We start from the raw sequence: 14,933 nt of genomic DNA on the forward strand, positions 1-14,933 counted from the left end.
GTTGTGTGTCTGCTATTCGGAGCGGGTTGCGGGCACGCCGAGTTCGGTGACCGGGGTTCGGTAGGTTTCGCGCGCGGTGAATGCCGCGGCGGCGGACAGGGCGCAGGTGATCGCGACGAGTATCGCCACCGGGAGCCAGTCGGTGCGGCTGTCACCGACCAGCGTCCAGGCGATTGTCGGGGCGAATCCCGCCAGGGCGAAGCCGATCTGGGTGCCGATCGCCATACCGGAGAAGCGGACCCGGGTGGCGAACATCTCGGCGTAGAACGTCGGCCACACGGCATTGGGCGCGCTGTAGCACACGCCGATCAGAATCAGCGCCGCCAGGTAGATCAGCGGGGTGCTGCCGGACATGATCGCGGTGAAGTAGACGAAAATCATGATGCCACAACCGATCACGCCGCCGATGAAGACCGGTCGCCGACCGATCCGATCGGCCAGCATCGCCAACAGCGGCTGCAGGATCAGCGCCAGCACATTTGCCGCCACCGCGACCAGCAACATGGTCGTCTTGGGCACTCCGACCGCGTGCCCGGTGGCGAACGCAAGGCCGAACACCGCGAAAACCGTGCTGACCACCGCGATGAACGCACACAGCACGACCCGAAGCAGATCCGCCGGTTGGGTTCGAAGTAACTGCGCGACAGGGAATTCGGCGATCGCGTCGTTGCGTTGCTCGGCCCGGAACACCTCGGGCTCCTCGAGCCGTCGTCGCACGGCATAGGCGAGGATCACCACGACGAGGCTGCACCAGAACGGAATTCGCCAGCCCCAGCTGATCAGCTGCCGGTCGGGCAGATTCGCCACGACCAGGAACACCACCGTCGCGAGGATGAATCCGGCCTGCGTCCCGGTGAGCGTCCAGCTGGTGAAGAAGGCGCGTCGGCCCGCGGGTGCGTGTTCCATGGTCAGCGATCCGGCGCCGCTCTGCTCGCCTGCCGCTGAAATACCTTGCAGCACACGCAATATCACCAGCAGGATCGGCGCGAGTACGCCGGCGGTCCGATAGGACGGCAGGCAGCCGATCAGGAAGGTCGCGGATCCCATCGCGGTGACCGTCAGCAGCATGATCCGCTTGCGCCCGACGCGGTCGCCGAAATGTCCGAGGACCACCGCGCCGACCGGCCGGGCGATATAGGCGACGCCGAAGGTCGCCAGGGACAGCAGCGTGCCGGTGGCCGGGTTCGAGGCAGGGAAGAACACCTTGCCGAACACGAGCGCCGCCGCCGAGGCATAGATGTAGAAGTCGTAGTACTCGAGGGTGCTGCCGAGGAAGCTGGCGATCGCGGCGCGGGTGACCCGCGCGGTGTCGGGTGGCGTGGGTGCGGTGCGTTGCGCGTCGACGCCGGCGTGCATATCTGACTCCTGATCTATCTGTACTTCGTTGCGCTGCGCTGGGGGCTCGATGCTGTACGGCACTGACGGCGCAGAGTTCGGCGGTGTGTCGCCGGGGTGCCGCTGAGTCGTCCGTTGTCGGGTCCGGGTGTCGCGTCTGCGCTGTCCGGGTGATGCCCACTTGGCGTTCGCAATACAAACACATGTTCGTCATGCGACCGCAAGCACTGTAACCTCCGTCACTCGAGTATGGCAATAGTATTAACTAAATAGTTCATAACAACTGGAGGGGTCACCCGTCGGCGTGGTTCGAGCCCCGGAAACCGTGCCGCGCGGGTCGGAGCTTGCGGCGGCTCAGTCCCGGGCGAGCAGGAAGCTCACCACGACGTCGCCCAGCATGGTGCGCAGGTGTTCGCGCAGGTCGGGTGCGGTCAGGTCGCGGTCGAACAGGGCCTGGAAGGTGTACCGGTTGGCCACCCGGAACACGCAGTAGCTGCTGATCAGCATGTGCATGTCGAGGGCGTCGACGTCGGTGCGGAACAGGCCCTCGTCCTGGCCCTGGTGCAGGATGTGGGTGAGCAGGTCGACGGCCGGGGCGCCGAGGCCGGCCAGCACCGGCGAGCGTTTGATGTGCTCGCCGCGCAGCATGTTCTCGTTCGCCACCATCCGGATGAACTCCGGATGCCGCTCATGGTGGTCGAAGGTGAGCTCGGCCAGTGCGCGGATCGCGGCGACCGGTTCGAGTCCGGAGATGTCCAGTGTCTGCTCCAGCTCGCGGATCAACCGATAGGAGCGCTCGAGGACGGCCCGGTAGAGCCCTTCCTTGTCGGTGAAGTAGTAGTAGATCATCCGCTTGGTGGTGTGCGTGCGCTGCGCGATATCGTCCACGCGCGCACCGGAATAGCCCTTGTCGGCGAATTCGGCGGTGGCGATGTCGAGAATGTCCTCGCGGGTGAGGTCCTTGTTGCGCCGCCGCTTCGGTGCGGGCGCGGTATCCGTCCGGTTCGGCGACATTCGGTTACTGTATCCGCCATGTGGGCCGCATCGGCGCGGCGCTGTCGCGAACCGGAGTGGCGTAGTACGCTGCAATTAACTAACTGTTCCGTACATAAGGAGCTCTGGATGTCTTCGCTGCTCTGTGGGCTGATCGGAACCGGAATCCGCGCCTCGTTGACGCCATCGCTGCATATGACCGAGGGGGGCCGCCACGGTCTGGACTACGAGTATCGGATTCTCGATCTCGCCGAGCTCGAGCTGACCGTCGACGATCTGCCCGCACTGTTCCAGCGCGTGCGCGGGGAAGGGTACCGGGGCCTGAACATCACCCACCCGTGTAAGCGGCGCGTCGTCGAACTGCTCGACGAGTTGTCGCCGGATGCCGCGCGGCTGGGCGCGGTGAATACCGTGCTGTTCGAGGGCGACCGGGCGACCGGGTACAACACCGACTGGTCCGGGTTCCGCCGCTCGCTCGACCGCGGTCTGCCCGGTGCGCGGTTCGGCCGAGTGGTGCAACTGGGAGCCGGCGGTGCGGGCGCCGCGGTCGGGTACGCCACGCTGGACCGGGGCGCTCGGGAACTCACCCTCGTGGACGCCGATCCCGGCAGGGCCGGTGAACTGGCCGCGACGCTCGGCACGCACTTCCCGGACCGCCGCGTGTCCGTCGCCGCGCCCGATCGGCTCGCGCAGGTGCTCGTGCGCGCGGATGGACTGGTGCACGCGACGCCGATGGGTATGGCCGAACATCCCGGAATGGCATTGCCCGCCGAATTGCTGCGCCCGGACCTGTGGGTGGCCGAGGTGGTGTACCGCCCGGTCGAGACCGAACTGGTCCGCACGGCGCGGGCGGCCGGGGCGCGCGCGCTGACCGGCGCGGGAATGGCCGTCCATCAGGCCGCCGACGCCTTCGAGATCTTCACCGGCGTCGTGCCGGACGCCGAGCGGATGGCCGCGCAGATGGACGCGCTGCTGTCGCGGGAAGCGTTGGCGGCCAAATGATTCGCACGAGCATCGCCACCGTGTCGTTGAGCGGCACGCTCGAGCAGAAGCTGACCGCGATCGCCGCGGCCGGATTCGACGGATTCGAGATCTTCGAGCCCGATTTCATCGGTTCCGCGCTCACCCCGGCCGGGCTGGCGGCGCGCGCCGCGGACCTGGATCTGAGCATCGACCTGTACCAGCCCTTCCGGGACCTCGATTCGACCGACGAGGCACAGTACGCACGCAATCTCGTTCGCGCGGAACGCAAATTCGACCTCATGCAACGGCTCGGCTGCGACACCATCCTGGTCTGCTCGTCCCCGCTGCCGAGCGCGGTCCGCGACGACGACCGCCTCGCCGCACAATTGCACGGCCTCGCCGAACGTGCGCATCGCCGCGGCCTCCGTGTCGCCTACGAGGCGCTGGCCTGGGGCACGCACGTCAACACCTACCGGCATGCCTGGAATATCGTTGCGGCGGTGGACCATCCGGCGCTGGGCACCTGCCTGGACAGCTTCCACATCCTCTCGCGCGGGGATGATCCCTCGGGAATTCGGGACATTCCGGGGGAGAAGATCTTCTTCCTGCAGCTGGCCGACGCCCCGGCCATGGCGATGGATGTACTGCAGTGGAGCAGGCATTACCGGAAGTTCCCCGGACAGGGCACCTTCGACCTGGCCGCATTCGGTGCGCACGTGCACGCCGCCGGCTATGCCGGGCCCTGGTCGCTGGAGATCTTCAACGACGTGTTCCGCCAGTCCTCGACCGAACGCACCGCAGCCGACGCGCACCGCTCGCTGCGGTATCTACAGGAACAGGTCGCGGCCCGGATACCGGGCAGCGCAGAACTTTTCGTGCCTCCGGTCCGTCCCGGCATCGACGGTGTGGTGTCGCTGCGCATCGCCGCCGGACCCGATCGCGCCGGGCAACTGCGCACGATGTTGGGCAGTCTCGGTTTCGGGTACGCCGGGCGGCACCGCGACCACGAGTTGGAGCTGTGGCGGCACGGAGAGCTCACCGTGGCCGTGGACGCGAGCTCGGACACGGCGTGGACCGCGCCTGCGCGGGGGATGCCGCTACCGCTGCTGTCGCAGGTCGGCATCCGCTCCGCGGATCCGGACGCCTGGCAAGCGCGGGCGCTGGCCCTGGAAGTGCCTGCGCATGAGGTCGAATTACCCGGTGCGGCAAGCGAATTCAAGGACCATACCGCCGACGTGGTCCGGTTGCGGGTGACCGAGACCACCTCGATCGATTTGCGCGGACCGGCGAGCCGGGCTGCCTGGCGAGAGGCATTCGAGCCCCAGCCGGAGCCGGCCGCACTGCCGTCCCTGCTGACCGGCGTCGATCACGTGGCCCTGGCCGTGCGGCCGGACGATTGGGACGGCATCATGCTGCGGTTGCGGTCGGTGTTCGGTATGCAGCCGAGTGAGGGTGTGGACATTCCCGATTCGGTCGGGCAGTTGCGCAGCCAATCACTCACCATGGCCGGGGCCGGATCCGCATCGCCGCTGCGCATCTCGTTGAACATGGTGCCCGGCTGCCCGGCCGGCCCGGAGCATCCGCCCGCGATCCGGCGCGGGGGCGTCAGCCACGTCGCGTTCACCTGCGCCGACATCTTCGCCACCGCGGCCGAACTCGTCTCGCTCGGCCATCGCCGTCCCGCGGTCTCGTCGAACTACTACGACGATCTGGCCGCCCGTTTCGACCTGGATACCGAAATCCTCGGGCGGATGCGCGAATTCGGCATTCTCTACGACGCCGACGGTGGCGGTGAGTACTTCCAGCTGTTCACCGAGACCGTCGGTGCGGACCTGTTCTTCGAGATCGTCCAGCGTGTCGGGGACTACGGCGGCCAGGGCGAGGTGAATTCCGCGGTGCGGGTCGCCGCGCACCTGCGTACGAGCGCCTGAATCGTTCCGGACGGGCCGCGATGCCGGCGGCGCCGGAAGTCGCTGCCGAGCCGGCGGCGGTCGCGGATGGAGGTTCAGATCTGCACGACGACCGTCTTGGTGGCGGTGTAGGAGTCGAGTGCTTCGATGCCTTTCTCGCGCCCGTATCCGGACTTGCGGAATCCGCCGAAGGGCAGTTCGACGCCGCCGCCCGCGCCATAGGTGTTGATGTACACCTGACCGGCCTCCAGCTCGGCCGCGAGGCGGTGAGCACGGGACAGATCGGCGGTCCAGACCGCCCCGAGCAGTGCGTAATCGGTGCCGTTGGCCAGGGTGATCGCCTCTTCGTCGGCGGAGGCGCGCGAGACCAGCGGGCCCAGATCGTTGTCCTGCACCGCGGGGCCGATCGACACGCCTTCGAAGCGAGTCACCAGACGGCTCAACAGCTCCGTGTTCGTGGCCGCGCTCGCGATCGAGGCAGGATTTTCGCCCGGGGTGCTCAAGTCGTCACCGGGCTGGGGCCCGAGGCCATACCGCCTCGGCGAGTCCGCAACTGATCATCGCCTCCCTCATCGGCGGCGGGGTGTGCGAGCGGTTTCCCGATCTGTAGCAGCCGGGCAACCGAGTGAGCTGCCCGCTGCCGCCGCGCTGGCCGCGGCCCGGTGTTCGGCGGCCTTCACCCGGGCGGCCGAGGAGTACATCCAGATTCACGGCGGCATCGGATACACCTGGGAACACGACGCGCACCTGTATCTCAAGCGCGCCAAGGCATCCGAGCAACTGTTCGGCGCTCCCGCACTGCATCGATCCCGGCTCGCCGAGCTGGTGGGCATCGCGCGGGGACCGGGAGCGAATATTCGTGCCGAGCTCGACTCGATTCTGGCGAAAGGCTGACCACGTGGGTATTCGCGACCGCCTGTCCCGGCTGCTGGCCGAGGCTCCCGCCGATGCCGAGGCGATCGAGCACGACGAGATCTGGTGGATCTGGGGACGAATGCGGCAGACCGCGCAGGCCGTGACCGCCGAACCGACGGCGGCCGGTCTGGGCGAAGGTGCTCGGGTCGGCGTCGTACTGGAGAACCGGCCCGAACATGTCGCCGTCGTCGCGGCTCTGATCGCTTCCGGTCGCTGCACGGTGACGCTGAGCCCGCTGCAACCCCCGGCGCGCCTGGCGGCCCACATCGGGCGGTCCAGCCCGCCGGTCGTGATCGCCGGAGCCGAGGCGCTGGCCCGGCCCGGCGTCCTCGACGCGGTGCGGGAGGCGGGCCTGGCTCTGGAGCTGCGCACCGATGGCTCGGTGCGCCGGGCGGGCGGGACGGTACGTCGCGACGATACCGAGCACACCACTCCGGCGGCGAATCCCGGTGTGGCAGTGGAGATGCTGACCTCCGGGACGACCGGCGCGCCGAAGACGGTGAATCTGGGCTTCGAACAACTCGATCAGGCCCTGGTCTCGGGCGGACAGGTGCCCAAGGCCGACCGTCTGCTGTCCCGGTCGGCCTCGTTGGTGTCCGCCCCGCTGGTCCACATCGGCGGTCTGTGGCGTGCACTGGCCTGCCTGGCCACCGGCCGCCGGATGATCCTGATGCCCAAATTCGTTCTCGACCAGTGGGTCTCGGTCGTGGAACGACACAAGCTGCGAGCCGCGAGCTTGGTTCCCGCGGCATTGCGAACCGTTTTGGACGCCGGTGTGCCCGCGGCTCGGATCGCCAGTCTGGAGGTGGTCACCTCCGGTACCGCGCCGTGCCCGAAGCAGTTGGCGGACAGCTTCTTTCGCACCTACGGCATTCCGGTGCTGATGACGTACGGCGCCACCGAATTCGCCGGTGCGGTCGCGGGCTGGACGTTGCCGCTGCATCCGCAGTGGTGGGACAGCAAGGCGGGCAGCGCGGGTCGCGCGCTTGCGGCACGCCTCCAAACGGCGATCGACCGAGACGCTCGTGCAGCAGCCCTACACGCCCGCCGAACTCGCCGAGATCGACGCCGCCTATGCCGCGGAGACCAGACGCGGCCCCGAACCGCGCTGGTGGGAGGACGTCGAAATCGGAGATGTGGTGCAGCCCAAGGTGAAAGGGCCGCTGACCACGACCGATGTGGTGGTCTGGCATCTGGGCTGGGGTATGCAGCTCACCCCGCCGGGCGCGTTCAAGATCGCCGCCGGGATCCGGCGCAAGGCCCCGGGCCTGTATCCGCCGAACCCGCTGAACATCCCCGATACCGTGCAGCGCCTGCACTGGGAGCCCGAACGCGCCCGCGAACTCGGCCTGCCGAATCCGTACGACTACGGCGGCATGCGCGAGACCTGGCTGGCGCATCTGCTCACCGACTGGATCGGCGACGACGGCTGGTTGTGGAAACTGCGCTGTGAGCACCGCAAATTCAACTACCTCGGCGACACCACCTGGGTGCGCGGATCGGTGGTCGACAAGCGAAAGGTGGACGGTCGCAACGAGGTGCACCTCGAGGTGCGGTGTGAGAATCAGCGCGGCGAGATCACCACCCCGGGCACGGCGGTGGTCCTGCTGCGAGGATTTCAGTGCCACCAGGGAGTGAGGGCGTCGAGATGGCGGCGCATGCGGTGCCGCGCCATCCCGGCATCGCCCTGCAGGATCGCGTCCAGGATGCGGCCGTGCGCCTGCTCGACCTCGTCGGCGGCCTGGGCGCCGGGCAGCGGTTGTTCGTTTCCGGCCGCGTGCCGCCGGAACAATTCGGTGAGGATCGCCAGGAACAGCGACAACACCGGATTGCCCGCGAGGGCGGCCAGTTCGGTGTGGAACCGGTCGGCCTTGCGCGGATCCTCCGGCGGTCCTTCCGACGGCCAGCGCACGGCCTGGCCGAGCCGCTCGGCCGCCTGGGGATCACCCTCGGCCAGACGCTCGGTCACGCGGGCGACGACGCCGAGTTCGATGGCATTGCGCACGGTCTGCAGATCCGCGGCGGTGACACCCTGGTACTCCAGATACAGCGCCATCGTGTCCACGCTGGCCTGCGGTTCGGGTTCCGCAACGATCAGCCCGCCGCCCGGTCCGCGGCGCATCCGGGCCACCGAGTGGTATTCCAGCAGCCGCACCGCCTCGCGCAGCACCGCGCGGCTGACGCCGTAACGGGCCAGCAGATCGGCCTCGGAGCCCAGCACCATGCCGACCTGCCAGCCGCGCGCGGCGATGTCCTCGTGGATCCGCCCCGCGACGATCTCCGCGAGTTTCGCCCCGGGCCCCTCCACCACCTCGGGTTCGACCACCGCGCCCTTGATCCGGGAGGTGCGCCGCACGCGATGCTTCTCGATCCACGCGGCCACCGATTCCAGATGTGCGGTCAGCTCGGTCTGGGCGCGCGCGCCGTCGCCCGCGATCACCGCGTCCACGACAGCTCGGTGCGCCTCGTGTGCCACGGTTTTGGACTCCGTGACCTCAGCCTTGGACAGTCTGCGAGAGGTGTGCGCATAGCGGGCGGTCAAACGGGTGAGCACGTCGATGAACAACTGCAGCACCGCATTTCCGGACAGCGTGCCCAGCATGAGATGCAGTGGGTCTTCCGAGGAGACCCCCGGATCCTCGCGGCGCGCGGACTCCTGCGCCAGGATCACGCGCAGGGACTCGATGCTGTCCTCGGTGATCCGCTCGGCGGCCAGGCCCGCGGCGATGGGCTCGAGCAGCAGCCGGGCCTCGAGCAGATCCGCGACGCTGGTGCCGACGTATTCCAGGTAGATGACGATGGCCCGGGTAGCCGGACCGGCGTCGGGGGCGCAGATGAACAAGCCGCCGTTGGGCCCGCGCCGCATCCGGGCGACCTGATGGTGTTCGACCAGCCGCACCGCCTCGCGCAGCACCGACCGGCTCACCCCGAACTGCTCGCGCAACCCGACTTCGGAACCCAGCGTCTCGCCGACCGGCCAACCCTGCCGGATGACCGATTCCTCGATGCGGTGCGCGATCCGGGCGGCCAGCTTGCCGCCCACGGCTTCGGTCTCGACACGCGGCTCGCCGTCGGCGGGCTCGGTCTCGATGGCAGCCGCCATGGACACTCCTCGGGGTGGGTTTCGGATCCTCAGTGTAGTCAGCAGTGCTATCGCGGCGGGCGTGACGTGCGATCCAGCGGTGAACGAGTTGGATTACGGGCCACTGTTTCGCCGGTCCGGACGCGTTGTTCGGGTCGGGCGAGCACAGTCTGGCCGTAGAGTGACCGTCTGCTCAATTTTTCCCAAGTCCCGCAAAGGAAGTCACCGTGTCGCCGACCGCACTGGATCCGCATACGGCCCTGATTGTCACCGATCTGCAGAAGGGCGTCGCGGCGCTGCCGCTGGCTCATCCGGCCGGACCGAACGATCCTTCAGCAGGCCCGATTCGCCCCGTCCACCGGCCGATGCGGCAGAGTCGTCCCGGAGCTGAATCAGCAGGACTCCGACCATGAGCTGGTCAAGCAGACCTGGGGTGCGTTCATGAATCCCGAACTGGACCGGTTGCTGCGGGAACTGGCGGTCACCCAGGTCGTGGTGATCGGCATCGCAACGAGTTTCGGCGTCGAATCCACCGCGCGCCAGGCGCACGAGTACGGCTACCACGTCACCCTGGCCACCGACGCGATGACGGATTTCAGCGTCGAGGCGCACGAGGGCAGCGTCACCCGGATCTTCCCGTCGCTCGGTGAAACCGGGCGTACCGAGGAGATCCTCGCGCTGCTCGAGCGGACCTCCGCCTGAATTCAGGCGTTCTCTCCAGGTAGGCCGGGACGCGGCGGTGTCCGCTGTCGGTCGGCGGCACGCCCAGCTCCTGGGAGACGTCGCCGGTGTTTGCTGACCGCGCGTTCGGTGACCATCAGGAAGGCCGCGATGGCCCTGGTTAAATGGCGACTGGTGCGTATCATTAGAACGGTTCGCGCCCCTGCGCGAACTCCGATCCGTGCTGAAAGTATTTGGGAGACAACATCTTGCCCATCGATTCGAAGCTCCCCGTCGCGGTCGTCACCGGTGCCAGCGCCGGGATCGGCCGATCCGCCGCCGGTCGGCTGCTCGCACTCGGCTGGCACGTGATCGGCGTCGGCCGTGATCCGCAACGCTGCGCCGAGGCCACCGAACAACTCCACGCCGCTGCCCGCGACGGCGGCACCTTCACCATGCTGCGCGGCGACTTCACCCTGATGTCCGAGGTGCGGCGGGTGGCGCAGGAGATCCTCGTGCGGACCTCGCGCCTGGACGTGCTGATCAACAACGCCGGCGGCGTCCGCGACCGGCGGATCGTCACCGCGGAGGGAACCGAGGCGACCTTCGCGGCCAATCATCTCGCCCCCGTCCTGCTGACCCGGGAGTTGCTGCCACTGCTGCGTGCGAGCGCGGTGGACCGCACGGCCCGGGTGATCGCGGTGTCCTCCAGCGCGCATCGGATCAGCACCGGGTTCGACTGGGATGATCTGCAGAGCCTGAACGACTTCGACACCACCATGGCCTACGCGCGAGCCAAACTCGCCAACATCCTGTTCACTCGCGAGCTGGCCCGTCGCGAGGAGTCGGCCGGAATCGTCGCGCAGGCAATGCATCCCGGCGTCGTGGCGAGCAATTTCGCCTCGCACGGGAATGCGGCGATGCGGGCGCACATGGCCGCGGCCGACACCGTCCCGCCCGACGAACCGGCCCGCACGCTGGTGTGGCTGGCCACCGCGGGCGAGTGCGGCCGCGCGGGCGGGCGCTACTTCCACAACGAGGCCGAGGAGATACCGGGTGCGGCCGCGCAGGACGACGCCGCTGCGGCCCGGTTGTGGATCGAGAGCGAGAAAGTGCTTGCCGGACTTGGTTTCTAGGACAATGTGCGCGCCCCGGCCGGATCAGTCCCGATAGGTCGAACCGGCCCGGTCCAGCGGGCGCAGCAGCGACGGCCACTCCAGACCGGCGGAGAACGACGCCTCCCCGAAACCTCTTCGGCACCCTTCGTACCTGATTCCGCACGCGACGGTGGGCGATCGCCGTGCCTTGTCCAGTGCCCCTCCAACCCGGTCGCGTCGGCCAGCGGCCGGCTCTGCCGCCGAGTCAGCTCCATCTCCGGCGAGCCGGGCGAGCAAGCCAGGAATTCGTCGGGTGCCGGCCTCGGGGCCATCCGAGACCGGTCCGCTCACCCGCACCTGCCGGATCCGCTCGGGCAATAGAACGTCGGGGTGGTGAGTGCTAGTTTGGGTGTGCACAGCTAACGGCGCTCACCGCCGTGGTGGGCGCGATCGTCGCCATGGAGGTGATTTCTGTGCTGAGGTTCGATCCATTCCACGACATCGATACCGTCGCTCGTCAACTTCTCGGCGAGACCGCCGGATCCGCGCGTGCCCCACGATTCATGCCGATGGACCTGTTCAAAGCGGGCGATCATTATGTGCTCAACGCCGACCTGCCGGGTGTGGACCCCGGTTCGATCGATGTCAACGTCGACAACGGCACGCTGACGTTGCAGGCCCGGCGTAGTCTGCCCAGTGACGAGCATGTGCAATGGGTGGCATCGGAGCGCTTCGCCGGCAGCTACATGCGGCAACTGTCGCTCAGCGACGGTATCGACACCGACAACATCAGCGCCACCTACAACGACGGCGTCCTGTCGGTGACCCTGCCGATCGCCGAGAAAGCCAAACCGCGCCGAATCAGCATCACCGGGTCCGGGGACGCCCCCAAGACGATCGAGGCCGGCAAGTCCTGACGTCACGGTGTGGCGGCAGCTGGCCGCCACACCGGAATCCTCTGCCGCGCATGCCTTTTACCGCTGATCTTGGGCTTGTCTGGATCGCCGGCCAGCCATCGGGGTAGAGCACGTCGACGATCCGGGGATCGCCCGGCCGGGCGCGCGGTCCCGGCCGGTGCCTCATCCCAGCGTGGGAGCGCCTCGCCCAACTCGTCCAGGGCCCGGCCGCGATACCCGGTGCCGCTCGGTCGCGAGTACTCGATCACCGACAGACCGGGCGAGCAGCGGATCCGGCCAACCGTCGAAGATCGCGCCTGCGGCACAGCGGTCGGAGACGTCAGGCTCTCGATCGGGATCGGTCCGCGTTGTCCGCCAGGTTCAACTCGCGTCGGGAAGCGCGGTCGATGCGATCCGTCCGGTGAGCACCTGCTGGTGGAACTGCCCGAGCGCATCGATCGCCGCACGGGCATCCGACAGCAGATCCGAGCCGGCATGGTGGACGTGCGGGGCGCGGTCCCAGATCTGGAGCAGTGTCGGTACCTGGGCTTCGGCGCACCGTCGGGCCAGTATTTCCGAGTCGGGTAGCAGGCATTCGGTGGAGCCGACCTGGATCAGGACCGGTGGCAGGCCGGCGAAATCGCTGTTCACCGGCGACCAAGCAGGGTCGAGTTCGCTGTCAGCGGCGAAGCCCCGGCGTGCGATGAGTTCCAGAGCCCGGGCTGGGATGTACGAGTCGCGTTGCCGGTTCGGGTGGGCCGCACGCGTGGTCGAGTCCAGATCGGCCCACGGTGCGATCGCGGAGATGCCGCCGGGCATCGGGAGTCCCTGCTCGCGAGTGGCCAGCGCGAGCCGGAAGGCGAGCCCGCCGCCCGCGGAGTCACCGGAGACGATGACGCGCTCGGGCCGGAAGCCCTGCTCCAGCAGGTATCGGTACGATTCGACCACGTCGCGGAGGGTTTCGGTCAGATGCGCCTGGGGCAACTGCCGGTAATCGACGCTGAACGCCGGCATCGCGCTGGCCTGCGCGATCTTGGCCACCATCCGCCGGTGAGTGTTCAACCCGCCACAGATGAAGCCGCCGCCGTGGAAATACAGCAGCGCCGAATCCTGCCGCTGTTGCGGATCGCGGTCGTCCTGCCACAACCATTCCGCCCGGAACTTCTCGAATCGCACCATCCGGCGCTCGGTGCCCCTCGGCGCCGCGATGGCCGCGGCCGGCAGATCGAGTAAGCCGCCGAGCCGCACCAGTTGATGGAACCTGTCGTTGTCGGCAACACACGTCAACGTCGCCAACCCGAGCCCGACCGTGCCACGCAGCAGCGGGTGAGCGATTCTGGTGCCGATACCGGCTCGGTTCGGCCGTTGGACGGTCAGCGCCGACATTGCTTCCCGCAGGTCCGGCTCGGCGAAAGACGACTCGTGTGCGGACCGGAAGCTCGGCTCCGATCGAGTGCTGGGCACACCCGAGCAGCACGGGGCGGGTGCACCCTCCCTGCCTTCTGAATCGTGCAACGTCGCTCCTTCAGCAATACGACCTACACCATGGCGATGGTCAATCCTGACCGAGCGAAGGCATGCGCACAGCGGTGGAAATACCTGAAGAGGTACCTATGCGCAGACAAATCGGCCTGTCATGGCAAGGGGAAAATGTCACCAGATGCACCAATCACCGGCCGTTCCGCCGGGCCGGTTCGCGGAGCCGCACCGCTGGCCTCGCGATGTTCGTCTTCACCGGTGGCTACGCCCTCGGGCGAGGGTTGACCCGCACTTAGGGGCGCAACGCCGTCTAATACAGCCCTCCGTCCACCCGGATCAGCGATCCGGTGGTGTAGCCGGTGGCTGCACGATCGTGAGGTCGCCGCGCTGGCGATCGACAACTCCACGGGTGAGTCGTGGCCCAGCCCGATCGAGAACGCGATCATCCCGTTCCATCACGTCGTCATCCGCGATATGGGCCTGACCCTCGGTGAGATGTTCAATTTCGAGGAACTGGTGCAGGACTGCGAGCAGGGCGGCGTGTGGGAGTTCATGCTCTGCGCGACCGGCTTGAAGGTGACCGGCGCGGTCGGCTCGCCACTGACCCCCATCGCCCTGAAGTGATGTGCGGGACGGTGGTACGAGAGGCCGAGCAGGGCTGCCCGGAGCGCCATCGTCGCGGGGTGACTCGCCACGACGCCGGGGTGAACGTCGAATCATTCACCCCGGCACCGTGTTTCATACACTGCTCACGGCCTCGGCCATTGCGGTGAGCGCCTGGTCGCGCGGCATGGCCAGGAGTTGTTCGAACTGTCGCCGGTAGTGCTCGCTGGGTACGTGGGTCGGCCCGTGCCGCAGGTGTTCCAGTGCCGAGGCGGCGACGTCGTCGGGTGACATCAGGTCGTGCAGGTTCGCGGGATCGATGCCCTGCAGGCGCGGAGCCTCGGTGTCGGTCGCGCCGGGGCACAGCGTCAGTACGTCCAGACCCAGCGGAGTCAGCTCACCCCACAGGGCTTCGCCGAGCGCGGTCACATACGCCTTGCTCGCCGAATAGCCCGCGGAGAATGGGCATCCGAGGAATCCCTCGACCGAACTGGTGAACAGGATTCCGCCGCGTCCGCGCTGTTTCAGGTGGGGGATGAGCCCGTGCGCGAGCTGGGTGGGGGTGTGGCAGTTCACGGTCATCATGTCGGTGAGGGTTCGGGTATCGCCGAGTTCGAACGCGCCTTTCACCCCGAATCCCGCGTTACTGATCAGCAGTCCCACGTCCAGGGTGGCGACCGCGTCCACGATCTCGGCGGCGGCTGTCGGATCGGCCAGGTCGGCCTGCCGCACCGTGACCCGGACGCCGTGCTCGCCGCTCAGTTCCTCGGCGAGCTGCCGCAATCGGTCCAGGCGGCGAGCGACGAGCACGAGATCCAGCTTGCGCGTTGCCAATTGGGTCGCGAACGAACGGCCGATGCCCGAGGATGCGCCGGTGACCACCGCGACCGGTCCGTAGCGGTGTGCGAAATCGTCCATGTCGGTCCTCATCTGTTCGATGGTTCGGGAGGCCTGTGGGCTGCTGACGAAGCGGTGTCGGGTAGGTGCTCCATCGGCCGAT

14 protein-coding genes are annotated in these 14,933 nt (G+C 68.0%); 8 read left to right on the forward strand and 6 right to left on the reverse strand.

What is annotated here, in order from left to right; genetic code table 11:
- Window positions 1-12: 12 nt before the first annotated feature.
- Both NV1_RS34400 and NV1_RS34405 read right to left on the reverse strand, forming a co-directional pair.
- Window positions 13-1,356 carry an MFS transporter gene (locus NV1_RS34400; RefSeq protein WP_067901305.1) on the reverse strand — a complete coding sequence of 448 codons (1,344 nt, stop codon included), beginning with the start codon at window positions 1,354-1,356 and terminating at the stop codon, window positions 13-15.
- A 333-nt stretch (window positions 1,357-1,689) separates the two neighbouring features.
- Entirely contained in the window at window positions 1,690-2,349 is a 660-nt protein-coding gene (locus NV1_RS34405; protein ID WP_067901307.1) for a TetR/AcrR family transcriptional regulator, read from the reverse strand.
- A 108-nt stretch (window positions 2,350-2,457) separates the two neighbouring features.
- Between NV1_RS34405 and NV1_RS34410 the strand changes: the two genes are divergently transcribed.
- Window positions 2,458-3,330: a shikimate dehydrogenase gene (locus tag NV1_RS34410; protein WP_067901311.1), complete on the forward strand. Its 873-nt coding sequence runs from the start codon at window positions 2,458-2,460 to the stop codon at window positions 3,328-3,330.
- On the forward strand, window positions 3,327-5,222 hold the full coding sequence (locus NV1_RS34415) for a sugar phosphate isomerase/epimerase and 4-hydroxyphenylpyruvate domain-containing protein (protein ID WP_067901314.1): 1,896 nt from the start codon (window positions 3,327-3,329) through the stop codon (window positions 5,220-5,222). Before NV1_RS34410 ends, NV1_RS34415 begins: the two co-directional genes overlap by 4 nt.
- Before the next feature lie 74 nt (window positions 5,223-5,296).
- Here the strand turns inward: NV1_RS34415 and NV1_RS34420 are convergent, their stop codons facing one another.
- Window positions 5,297-5,632 (reverse strand): aldehyde dehydrogenase family protein, encoded by a 336-nt coding sequence (locus NV1_RS34420; RefSeq protein ID WP_218027296.1) that lies wholly within the window; start codon window positions 5,630-5,632, stop codon window positions 5,297-5,299.
- Between the two features lie 154 nt (window positions 5,633-5,786).
- On the opposite strand from NV1_RS34420, the gene NV1_RS46085 reads away from it, so the two are divergent.
- Together NV1_RS46085 and NV1_RS34430 are read left to right on the forward strand one after the other, a co-directional pair.
- Entirely contained in the window at window positions 5,787-6,095 is a 309-nt protein-coding gene (locus tag NV1_RS46085; RefSeq protein WP_067901321.1) for an acyl-CoA dehydrogenase family protein, read from the forward strand.
- 4 nt (window positions 6,096-6,099) lie between these two features.
- On the forward strand, window positions 6,100-7,569 hold the full coding sequence (locus tag NV1_RS34430) for an AMP-binding protein (RefSeq protein WP_218027288.1): 1,470 nt from the start codon (window positions 6,100-6,102) through the stop codon (window positions 7,567-7,569).
- Between the two features lie 165 nt (window positions 7,570-7,734).
- Here NV1_RS34430 and NV1_RS34435 read toward each other — a convergent pair whose 3' ends face one another.
- Window positions 7,735-9,219: a FadR/GntR family transcriptional regulator gene (locus NV1_RS34435; RefSeq protein WP_067901323.1), complete on the reverse strand. Its 1,485-nt coding sequence runs from the start codon at window positions 9,217-9,219 to the stop codon at window positions 7,735-7,737.
- A 243-nt stretch (window positions 9,220-9,462) separates the two neighbouring features.
- On the opposite strand from NV1_RS34435, the gene NV1_RS34440 reads away from it, so the two are divergent.
- The 3 genes from NV1_RS34440 to NV1_RS34450 all read left to right on the forward strand — a co-directional run bounded on the left by NV1_RS34440 (window position 9,463) and on the right by NV1_RS34450 (window position 11,872).
- On the forward strand, window positions 9,463-9,900 hold the full coding sequence (locus NV1_RS34440; protein ID WP_218027289.1) for an isochorismatase family protein: 438 nt from the start codon (window positions 9,463-9,465) through the stop codon (window positions 9,898-9,900).
- A 227-nt stretch (window positions 9,901-10,127) separates the two neighbouring features.
- Complete coding sequence (locus NV1_RS34445; RefSeq protein WP_245714077.1) at window positions 10,128-10,994, forward strand: SDR family NAD(P)-dependent oxidoreductase; 867 nt, start codon at window positions 10,128-10,130, stop codon at window positions 10,992-10,994.
- A gap of 434 nt (window positions 10,995-11,428) precedes the next feature.
- The gene (locus NV1_RS34450) at window positions 11,429-11,872 is read left to right on the forward strand and encodes an Hsp20/alpha crystallin family protein (protein ID WP_067901418.1); all 444 of its coding nucleotides are present in this window, start codon (window positions 11,429-11,431) and stop codon (window positions 11,870-11,872) included.
- Between the two features lie 360 nt (window positions 11,873-12,232).
- Here NV1_RS34450 and NV1_RS34455 read toward each other — a convergent pair whose 3' ends face one another.
- A complete protein-coding gene (locus NV1_RS34455) occupies window positions 12,233-13,366 on the reverse strand; it encodes an alpha/beta hydrolase (RefSeq protein WP_245714078.1) in 1,134 nt (377 codons plus the stop codon).
- A gap of 459 nt (window positions 13,367-13,825) precedes the next feature.
- Here NV1_RS34455 and NV1_RS46510 point away from each other — a divergent pair, with 459 nt between their 5' ends.
- Window positions 13,826-13,954, forward strand: a complete 129-nt coding sequence (locus tag NV1_RS46510) for a hypothetical protein (RefSeq protein WP_281181941.1) — start codon at window positions 13,826-13,828, stop codon at window positions 13,952-13,954.
- Between the two features lie 114 nt (window positions 13,955-14,068).
- On the opposite strand, the gene NV1_RS34460 is transcribed toward NV1_RS46510, so the two are convergent.
- Entirely contained in the window at window positions 14,069-14,863 is a 795-nt protein-coding gene (locus NV1_RS34460; RefSeq protein ID WP_218027290.1) for an SDR family NAD(P)-dependent oxidoreductase, read from the reverse strand.
- Between the last annotated feature and the right edge of the window lie 70 nt (window positions 14,864-14,933).

The sequence above is a fragment of the Nocardia vaccinii NBRC 15922 genome (assembly GCF_001613305.1).
GTDB classification, from domain to species: Bacteria; Actinomycetota; Actinomycetes; order Mycobacteriales; family Mycobacteriaceae; genus Nocardia; species Nocardia vaccinii.